General features: G+C 69.2%; 10 protein-coding genes. All 10 read right to left on the bottom strand.

Annotation, left to right across the window (positions count from 1 at the left end; translation table 11 throughout):
* Positions 1–29 precede the first annotated feature (29 nt).
* On the bottom strand, positions 30–953 hold the full coding sequence (locus NA4_RS28625) for a tyrosine recombinase XerC (protein WP_067476838.1): 924 nt from the start codon (positions 951–953) through the stop codon (positions 30–32).
* A 225-nt stretch (positions 954–1,178) separates the two neighbouring features.
* On the bottom strand, positions 1,179–1,346 hold the full coding sequence (locus tag NA4_RS40840) for a hypothetical protein (RefSeq protein ID WP_157129362.1): 168 nt from the start codon (positions 1,344–1,346) through the stop codon (positions 1,179–1,181).
* A 216-nt stretch (positions 1,347–1,562) separates the two neighbouring features.
* Positions 1,563–2,681 (bottom strand): DNA-processing protein DprA, encoded by a 1,119-nt coding sequence (dprA, locus tag NA4_RS28620; protein WP_245671630.1) that lies wholly within the window; start codon positions 2,679–2,681, stop codon positions 1,563–1,565.
* 95 nt (positions 2,682–2,776) lie between these two features.
* Complete coding sequence (locus NA4_RS28615; RefSeq protein WP_067476834.1) at positions 2,777–4,285, bottom strand: YifB family Mg chelatase-like AAA ATPase; 1,509 nt, start codon at positions 4,283–4,285, stop codon at positions 2,777–2,779.
* Complete coding sequence (locus NA4_RS28610) at positions 4,286–4,642, bottom strand: YraN family protein (protein WP_067476831.1); 357 nt, start codon at positions 4,640–4,642, stop codon at positions 4,286–4,288. It lies immediately after the preceding gene.
* 89 nt (positions 4,643–4,731) lie between these two features.
* Positions 4,732–5,037 (bottom strand): DUF2469 domain-containing protein, encoded by a 306-nt coding sequence (locus NA4_RS28605; protein WP_011210678.1) that lies wholly within the window; start codon positions 5,035–5,037, stop codon positions 4,732–4,734.
* Positions 5,038–5,083: 46 nt separating this feature from the next.
* Entirely contained in the window at positions 5,084–5,839 is a 756-nt protein-coding gene (locus NA4_RS28600) for a ribonuclease HII (RefSeq protein ID WP_067476850.1), read from the bottom strand.
* 78 nt (positions 5,840–5,917) lie between these two features.
* On the bottom strand, positions 5,918–6,679 hold the full coding sequence (gene lepB / locus NA4_RS28595) for a signal peptidase I (RefSeq protein ID WP_067476847.1): 762 nt from the start codon (positions 6,677–6,679) through the stop codon (positions 5,918–5,920).
* A 98-nt stretch (positions 6,680–6,777) separates the two neighbouring features.
* Positions 6,778–7,119, bottom strand: coding sequence for a 50S ribosomal protein L19 (rplS, locus tag NA4_RS28590; protein ID WP_040780792.1), 342 nt, complete (start codon positions 7,117–7,119; stop codon positions 6,778–6,780).
* Positions 7,120–7,374: 255 nt separating this feature from the next.
* Positions 7,375–8,295, bottom strand: coding sequence for a hypothetical protein (locus tag NA4_RS28585; protein ID WP_245671629.1), 921 nt, complete (start codon positions 8,293–8,295; stop codon positions 7,375–7,377).
* Positions 8,296–8,303: the final 8 nt, after the last annotated feature.

The raw sequence follows: 8,303 nt of genomic DNA, 5'->3' as shown, positions 1-8,303 counted from the left end.
GACCCAGACCGCCACTCCCCCGCGTCACCTCAGGCGCGCGGATGGGCCTGGTCGTGTGCCTTCCGCAGTCGGTCGATGGAGACGTGGGTGTAGAGCTGCGTAGTGGCCATGCTGGCGTGGCCGAGGAGTTCCTGAACCACACGCAGGTCGGCGCCGCCCTCGAGGAGGTGGGTCGCGGCGGTGTGCCGCAGGCCGTGCGGGCCCATATCGGGGGCGCCGGGGATAGCCGAGACCACCTCGTGCACAACGGTTCTCGCCTGGCGCTGATCGAGGCGCTTGCCGCGACGGCCGAGCAGCAGCGCGCGACCGGACGAGACGGTGGCGAAAGCGGGGCGTCCGTAGCGCAGCCAGTTGCCGACGGCCTCGTCGGCGGGCGCGCCGAACGGGGCCGATCGCTCCTTGTTGCCCTTGCCGAGTACGCGCACCACGCGCCGTTCGCGATCGACATCCTCGATATCCAGCCCGCACAGCTCGCTCACCCGGATGCCGGTGGCGTAGAGCAACTCCACGATCGCCCGATCCCGCAACGCCATCGGGTCGCGTTGAGCAGCACCGGATCGCGCCGCATCCATAGCGCCGATCGCCTGCTGCGGTCCGAGCACGGCCGGGAGCACGCGATGCGCCTTCGGTGTGCCCAACCGCAGCCCCGGGTCGACGGGCAGCCGCCCCGTCCCGGTGAGCCACGCCGTGAAGGTACGCGCCGACGACGCCCGCCGCGCCAACGTCGTCCGCGCGGCACCCGCGGCCGCCTGCCGCGCCAACCACGACCGCAACAGCGGCAGGTCCAGCTCGCGAATCGCCGAATCGGCCGACCGCAGATACAGATGGTCCAGCAGCGAGCGCGCATCGCCCAGATACGCCCGCACCGTGTGCTCCGAGCGATTCCGCCCGAGCCGCAGGTGCCTGCCGTACTCCACCAACAGCGCTTCCAGATCCTCGGGCAACTGCTCCATTCCCCCACGGTCGCGACCGCGTGCCGGGTTGGCAAGCCCCCGCGCCGAACGCACTCGGGCGTCCTCGCGGTGCGTCCCTCCCCATCCGAACAATCTGGCCTGCGACCACCGCTGAACGGCTGGACGGTCTCCCCTGATCACGCACCCACGGCTCGCCCGCTGCCGCCGAAATCCGTCGCGGGACCTGCCCGACGAGGACGTCGCCCGGCCGATCGCCGCCACCCCTCACCGCACCCGGTCCAGCCGGGGACCGCGCAGCTCTCGCACATAGGCGACGCGCTCGGTGGGTTCCGGCGAGTCCGGCATCTGCAGCGGCCCGCCGTTGCGTGCGGCCGCCGCACCGGTGAAGGCAATGATGTCGGCGGGCCGGCGCGCCGCTCCACCACCGCTCAACACTCTCCCAACCACAGCCTGTGGCTCTCCATCGCAGGACCCCTGCGATGACCACATCAGTGACCCGTCGATGCGCCGAAGCACCATGTACTCGTCGTCTGCGCTGCCCTATCCTCGACGCACCGCCCATATCCTCGCCGCACCGCCCATGCATCCGTCTCGCCTCGCCGCCGCACTGGTCCATGACCCAATCGGCACTTGCAGGTATCAGCTCGCTCATGCGCGGCGGAAGGTTCGGTGCCAACCACTTTCGTCGGCGGCCACCAGACCCGCTAACTCGAGGGCTGGGAGGGTCGCGCGGACCACGGGAAGCGACAGGCCGCACTGCTGGGACAGCTCGAGCGGCAACCGGGAACCGATTCTCGGCAGCGCGGCGAAAATCAGGGCCTCGTCCCCGGTGAGACGGTCCTCCGGATTGTCGGCAGGTCCCGCCGCTGCCGGGAGGGACAGCCGGAGCGGACCCGCCTCGTCGACGACTTCCTCGGCACGGGTGACCAGGAGGACTTCACCGTCCCGGATCATCCGGTGACAACCCACCGAAGCCGCCGACGTCACCGGGCCCGGTACGGCCAGGGCAGGGCGGCCGAGGCGGCGGGCCCACTTCACGGTGTTGCGGGCGCCGCTGCGCAGCCCCGCCTCCACGACCAGCACGCCATCGGCGAAGGCGGCGATCAGGCGATTGCGGGCGAGGAATTGGTGCTTGTGCGCGGTGACTCCGGGCGGGTACTCGCTGACCACAAGGCCGGATGCAGCGATGTCGGACAGCAGGCGCTCATGCTGGGCCGGATACGGCCGGTCGATGCCGCAGGCCAGCACCGCGATCGTCGAGCCGTCCACCGCCAATGCCGCCCGGTGCGCCATGCTGTCGATCCCGAACGCCGCACCGGACACGATGGTCCATCCTTGCGCGGCGAGATCCCCGGCGATCTCACTGGTCACGCGGTTGCCGTACCCGGTGCTGCACCGTGAGCCGACCACCGCCACCGCGCGTTCGCTGGACTCGAGCAGGGATCGTGGGCCGCGTGCCCACAGGACGAGCGGCACGGCCCCGTCGCGGTCCCGGCCCGGTTCGAGCTGCGCGAGACCGAGCATGCGCCAGGCGGGCCACTCCGGGTCGTCCGGCGTCACCACTCGTCCGCCGATCCGTTCGATGACGTCGAGATCCCGCCTCGCGATGTCGATGCCGCGCCGCTGTGCCGTCGGTCCGCGCAACGGCTCGGGCAGCGCACACTCCCGCACGGCACGTGCCGCCTCCACCACCCCGATCGCGTCGATCAGCGCCGACAGCGGCGCGCACGGGCCCTGCACCACGCGCGACAGGTACACCCAGGCCAAACGCCGCGCATCGGGGTCGCCTGCTGCCGGGCAAGAGCGGTTCGCAGGTATACCACTCGCCTCTGCGGCACCGCCGCCCCGCGGCGGCGTCGCGCTCATTGCGCGCCCCGCTGGCGGAAATTCAGCGCCGCCAGCACGTCCTGCGCCGATGGCACGTCGCCGCCACGCAGGTCACAGATGGTCCATGCGACCCGGATGGCGCGGTCCGCGCCGCGCGCGGACATGCGACCGAGACGCAGGGCGCCCTCGACGGGAGCGAGGGATTCCCGCGGCAGGCGGAACCTCTGGCGCAGGACGTGACCGGGGACCTCCGCGTTGGTCAGCCACCCGTATTCGCGCCAGCGCTCGGCCGCCGCGCGCCGCGCGACGGCCACACGACCACGCACCACCTCGCTGCTCTCGGCGGCATCGGTACTGAACGCGGCACCCGACTGGCCGTGCATCCGCACCCAGATGTCGATGCGGTCCATCAGCGGCCCAGACAGCTTCCCGAGATAGCGGCGGCGAGCCAGCGGCGCGCAGATGCAGTCGACGTCGCGTGCCGGGGCGCACGGGCACGGATTCGCCGCCAGCACCAGCTGGAATCGGGCAGGATATCGTGCCACGCCGTCGCGCCGGGCGATACGTACCTCACCTTCCTCCAGGGGTGTTCGCATCGCCTCGAGCACCTTCGTGCCGAGTTCGGCGCACTCGTCGAGGAACAGCACGCCGCGGTGGGCCCGGCTGACCGCGCCGGGCCGCGCGATCCCAGAGCCGCCACCGATCATCGCGGTCACCGAGGTCGAATGGTGTGGGGCGACGAACGGTGGCGCCGTGACCAGCGGATGGTCGCCAGCGAGCGTGCCCGCCATGGAATGGATCGCGGTCACCTCCAGCGCCTCGGTCTCCGTGAGCGGCGGCAGCAGTCCCGGAAGACGTTGCGCCAGCATCGTTTTGCCGATGCCCGGCGGTCCGGTGAGCAGCAAGTGGTGCCCGCCCGCTGCGGCCACCTCCAGCGCCCAGCGCGCTTCCTCCTGCCCCACGACTTCACTGAGATCGCCGCCTTGGCGCACCGCATCGGGCAGGTCACCATTCGGTTCGGCGAGCGTGCCCTCGCCGCGCAGCCACGCCACCACCTCGCGCAGGCTGCCGGCTCCGAAGACCTGGATGCGCTCCACCAGCCCGGCCTCGGCCATGGTCACCGCGGGCACCACCACGGTCGACCAACCCGCATTGCGGGCCGCGAGCACGGCGGGCAGCACACCGCGCACCCGCCGCACCCGTCCGTCCAGCGCGAGTTCGCCGAGCAGCACCGTCTTCGCGAGCCGCTCGGAGGGGACCGCATCGGACGCGTCCAGCACCGCAACGGCCAGCGCGAGGTCGTAGACACTGCCGAGCTTGGGCAACGTCGCGGGAGACAGCGCGAGGACCACCCGGCCGTCCGGCCATTTCTCCCCTGAATTGGCCACCGCCGACCGCACTCGGTCACGGGATTCCTGCAATGCGGTGTCGGGTAGTCCGACCAGGTGCACCGACGGCAGGCCCTGGCCGATATCGGCCTCGATCTCGACCAGCAAACCGTCCACCCCGGTGACCGCGACCGAATGCGCCCGGCCGAGCGCCATTCAGAACACCGCCTCGAGATGATCGATCACCGGTGGACGTCCGCGTGCCACCAGCACCGACACGACGTCGAATCGAATGCGCCGCCACGGGCCGTCCTGCTCGGCCAGCCACAACAGCGCCAAGCGCCGGATACGCTGCTGCTTCAAGACGGTGACCGACTCGGCCGGGGTGCCGTAACCCAGCCCCGAACGGGTCTTCACCTCGACGAACGCGGTCACCTCCCCGTCCTGGGCGATCAGATCCAGCTCGCCGTAGCGGCACCGCCAATTCCTGGCGACGATCTGCATCCCCGCGGCGCGCAGGAACGCCGCCGCCAATTCCTCCCCGTGCGCGCCGAGCGCCTGTCTATCTGTCACCCGGCCAGAATGCGCCGGGCGCGAATCAGGTCAGCGTCGCCGACCTGGGCATTCAGAAAACCTGTTGATAACCGCGTCGCTGTGCAGAATCACTCGGGCAGCCGCAGGTCCGGCTTCTCCAGCTCCTCGATGTTGACATCCTTGAAGGTGATGACTCGGACATGCTTGACGAACCGGGCGGGGCGGTACATGTCCCACACCCACGCGTCGCTCATCCGCACTTCGAAGTACACCTCGCCATCCGCGTTCTGCGGCCGCAGTTCTACGGAATTGGCCAGGTAGAAGCGGCGCTCGGTCTCCACCACGTACGAAAACTGACCGACGATGTCCTTGTACTCGCGATACAGCGAGAGCTCCATCTCGGTCTCGTACTTCTCGAGGTCCTCGGCACTCATCGGGTGGGACGTCCTCCTTCTCGCCGCATCGCGTCGTGTGATGACATCATCGCGCATGCGCCGCGTCGGTAGCCACTCGGCCAGCCGTACGCGCGTTCTGAAACTGCTCGGACAGCGTCTCATCGAGTTCGCCAGCCAGGACCGCGTCCGCCTCTTCGGCGTCGACCGCGACCGGCCGCAACCCGGCGGCCTCGCGCACATTGCGCCACGAGCGGCGATGCTCGCTGCTCGGCCCGAGGCGGTGCAACGCGGCCGTGTGCTCGGGGGTGTTGTACCCCTTGTGCGCCGCGAACCCGTAACCGGGCAATCGCTCGTCCAGCTCGACCATCATGCGGTCCCGGGTGACCTTCGCCAAGATGCTGGCCGCCGCGATGCAGGCCGCCGACGCGTCGCCGCCGATCACCGGCAGGGAGGGCACCGGTATGCCGGGCACCCGGAACCCGTCGGTGAGCACATAGCCGGGCTCCCGGCCGAGCCCGGCGACGGCACGGCGCATTCCCTCGATGTTCGCCACGTGGATGCCGATCGAGTCGATCTCCCAGGCCGGGATGACGACCACCTCGTAGGCCAGCGCCAGGCGGGTGATCACCGGGTACAGCTCCTCGCGGGTGGCCTCGGTGAGCTTCTTGGAATCGTCGAGGCCCGCCAGCTTGTCATAGGCCTTCGGGGCGAGCAGGCACGCGGCCACCACGAGCGGTCCCGCGCACGGACCCCGACCTGCCTCGTCCACCCCGGCCACCGGCCCGAGGCCACTGCGGATCAACGCCGCCTCCAGCGTGCGCAACCCCGCGGCCCTGCGCATGACCACGCGCGGCGGCCAACCGTTACCCACTGGCACTCGACCCTGCCCCACGATCCAATTATCCTGCGCGCCGGATGATCAGTTCGTCTGGGGATTCTCCGAGCGCACCGGTCCGATCCGGCCGGGCGGCCAGATCTTGAACACGGCCTTGCCGCGGACGTTGTCCACGGGGATGGTGCCGTTCAGGTCGTCCTTGATGTGCGCGCGGGAGTCGGCGGACTGGTTGCGGTTGTCGCCCATCACCCACAGATGTCCCTCGGGCACCTTTACGGCCTTGAATTCCCGGCCGCCGCCGGCGCCGTAGGGCTGACCGGGCACGTACGGGGCGAGATACCGGGCGTACGGCTCGTCCAGCGGTTTGCCGTCCACGATGACCCGCCCCTGTGGGTCGCAGCACTCCACGGTCTGGCCGCCGACCGCGATCACCCGTTTCACGAGGTCGTTCTCGTCCGGCGGCACCAGGCCGAAGAAGGAGAAGAAGTTCTGCACGCCACGAATGGCCGGGTTGTCCGAACGGATCGACTTGTAGTGGGTGTTCCACGAGGGCGGGCCGACGAACACGACCACGTCACCCGGCTGCGGATCGCCCCAGTAGTAGCTGAGCTTCTGCACGTAGATGCGGTCACCGGTGCATCCGGGGCACCCGTGCAGCGTGGTCTCCATCGACTCCGACGGAATCACGTACGGCCTGCCGACGAAGGTGACCATCAGCGCGGCGATCACCGCGGCGATCACGATGAGGATCGGCAATTCCTGCCAGAACGGCCGCTGCTTCTTCTTCTGCCCGCGCCTCGCGCGAACTCCCCGCGTACCCTCGTCGCCCGATTCGGACACCGACACCGACCCACTTTCGTCTGCCACGCCGAACAGATTAGCCCGGCATCGAGACGGACGTTCGATGCCGGGCTGAGGAAAATCCGTTGTGCCGAAAAGCTAACTCAGCGCTTTTCCTTGATCTTGGCGGCCTTACCGCGCAGCTCACGCAGGTAGTAGAGCTTGGCGCGGCGGACGTCACCGCGGGTAACGACATCGATGTGGTCGATGTTCGGGCTGTGCACCGGGAAGGTGCGCTCGACGCCGACACCGAACGACACCTTGCGGACCGTGAAGGTCTCGCGGATGCCACCACCCTGGCGGCGGATCACGACGCCCTTGAAGACCTGGATGCGCTCCTTCGAGCCTTCGATGACCTTCACATGCACATTCAGCGTGTCGCCCGGGCGGAACTCGGGGACGTCGCTGCGCAGCGACTTTTCGTCGACGAAGTCAAGGGTGTTCATTTCCATCCTTCTGGTTTCGCGCGAACAGAGGACCCTGGCGGCACTGCGTGTGCTCGGCCGGTTCATGCTCCGAATTAGGGGGTGCGCCGGGTCGACAACCGCCCAGGGCAACCTGAGCATTGTGCCAGACCAGCGCGGCGGGGAAGAAATCGGCCCGAGCGGAACGCGTTGAGTTATTCCTTTACTCTACTGGGCGCAGCCGGACGTAGTCCGCCTTCAGCCTGCGCATGGCCGAAGCGAAGGCGGAGGTATCGGTCAGTGATTCGGCTCGCCGGAGATCGCGTCCTGAGCGGGCGGTGGACCGTGCGACTTCAGCCCGTTGTGGTCGGCATGCCAGAGCGGGTGGTGGTGGTGCGGCGCAGGCGGCGCCGGAACCACCGTGCGGGTGAGTTCCGCCTCCGCCGCCGTGCGGGCGTGGTCGACGTCCGGTTTGCCCGCGACCAGGTCCTGGACGAAGATCTTGGCCCGGATCACCGGACGGCGGTAGCGCCGTTCACGGACGATTGCCCGGTACATCAGCCGCCTGCGATCGGTGTATCGCCAGCGCGCCCATGGCGCGCCCGGACGGCTGAGCCGCAGCGCGCCGACGACCAGCAGCGGCAGGAAGAACATGCCGAACAGGCCGGTCCAGATCTTGCCTTTGGCGATGACGATCGCGGCCAGCGCCAGGTTCACCGCCGCGAACACGACGACGAAGGCACGCACTTCGATGCTCGGATCGCGCCGGAAATCGTTGATGTCCAGCAACCACAGCGGGTGGAAGCCGAGTAGCAGCAATCCGGTCACCGCCAGCGCGACGAACACCGCGTCGACCGACGTGCGTCCCTGTTCCTCCCAGTACACGTCGCGCAGGTAGAAGATCAGCGCGAACTCGTCGAGAACCAGCGCGGCGCCGACGCCGAAAGCCGCGGCGAGCACACTGGCCGTCGCCGTGTCCGCGCGCTGGTACATCGTGAGCAGGCCGATGCCGGACCCGAGCACCAGGATCACCCCGAACACCATGTGATGGATGTGGGTCTCACCGGCGCGCAGGTTTCCTGGCCACCAGCGCACCCGCGCCCGGATCAGCCGGACGCTGAGCCGGATGAACAGGAAGCCGACGATGAACCCGAGGAGGAAGCACAGCAACGGCAGCCGCCCTTGGGCGATCACGTCCTCATGGAGCCACCGTTGCATGCCCGCCT

Source organism: Nocardia amamiensis NBRC 102102 (genome assembly GCF_001612745.1).
Lineage (GTDB): Bacteria > Actinomycetota > Actinomycetes > Mycobacteriales > Mycobacteriaceae > Nocardia > Nocardia amamiensis.
Note: the sequence above shows the minus strand (reverse complement) of the source record. Positions and strands in the feature narration are given on the sequence as shown.

Coding starts and splice junctions, on each gene's coding strand:
- NA4_RS28625 (WP_067476838.1), bottom strand. CDS start 953: ATGGAGCAGTTGCCCGAGGATCTGGAAGCGCTGTTGGTGGAGTACGGC.
- NA4_RS28585 (WP_245671629.1), bottom strand. CDS start 8,295: ATGCAACGGTGGCTCCATGAGGACGTGATCGCCCAAGGGCGGCTGCCG.
- NA4_RS28615 (WP_067476834.1), bottom strand. CDS start 4,285: ATGGCGCTCGGCCGGGCGCATTCGGTCGCGGTCACCGGGGTGGACGGT.
- NA4_RS28605 (WP_011210678.1), bottom strand. CDS start 5,037: ATGAGTGCCGAGGACCTCGAGAAGTACGAGACCGAGATGGAGCTCTCG.
- rplS (WP_040780792.1), bottom strand. CDS start 7,119: ATGAACACCCTTGACTTCGTCGACGAAAAGTCGCTGCGCAGCGACGTC.
- NA4_RS28600 (WP_067476850.1), bottom strand. CDS start 5,839: ATGCGCAGGGCCGCGGGGTTGCGCACGCTGGAGGCGGCGTTGATCCGC.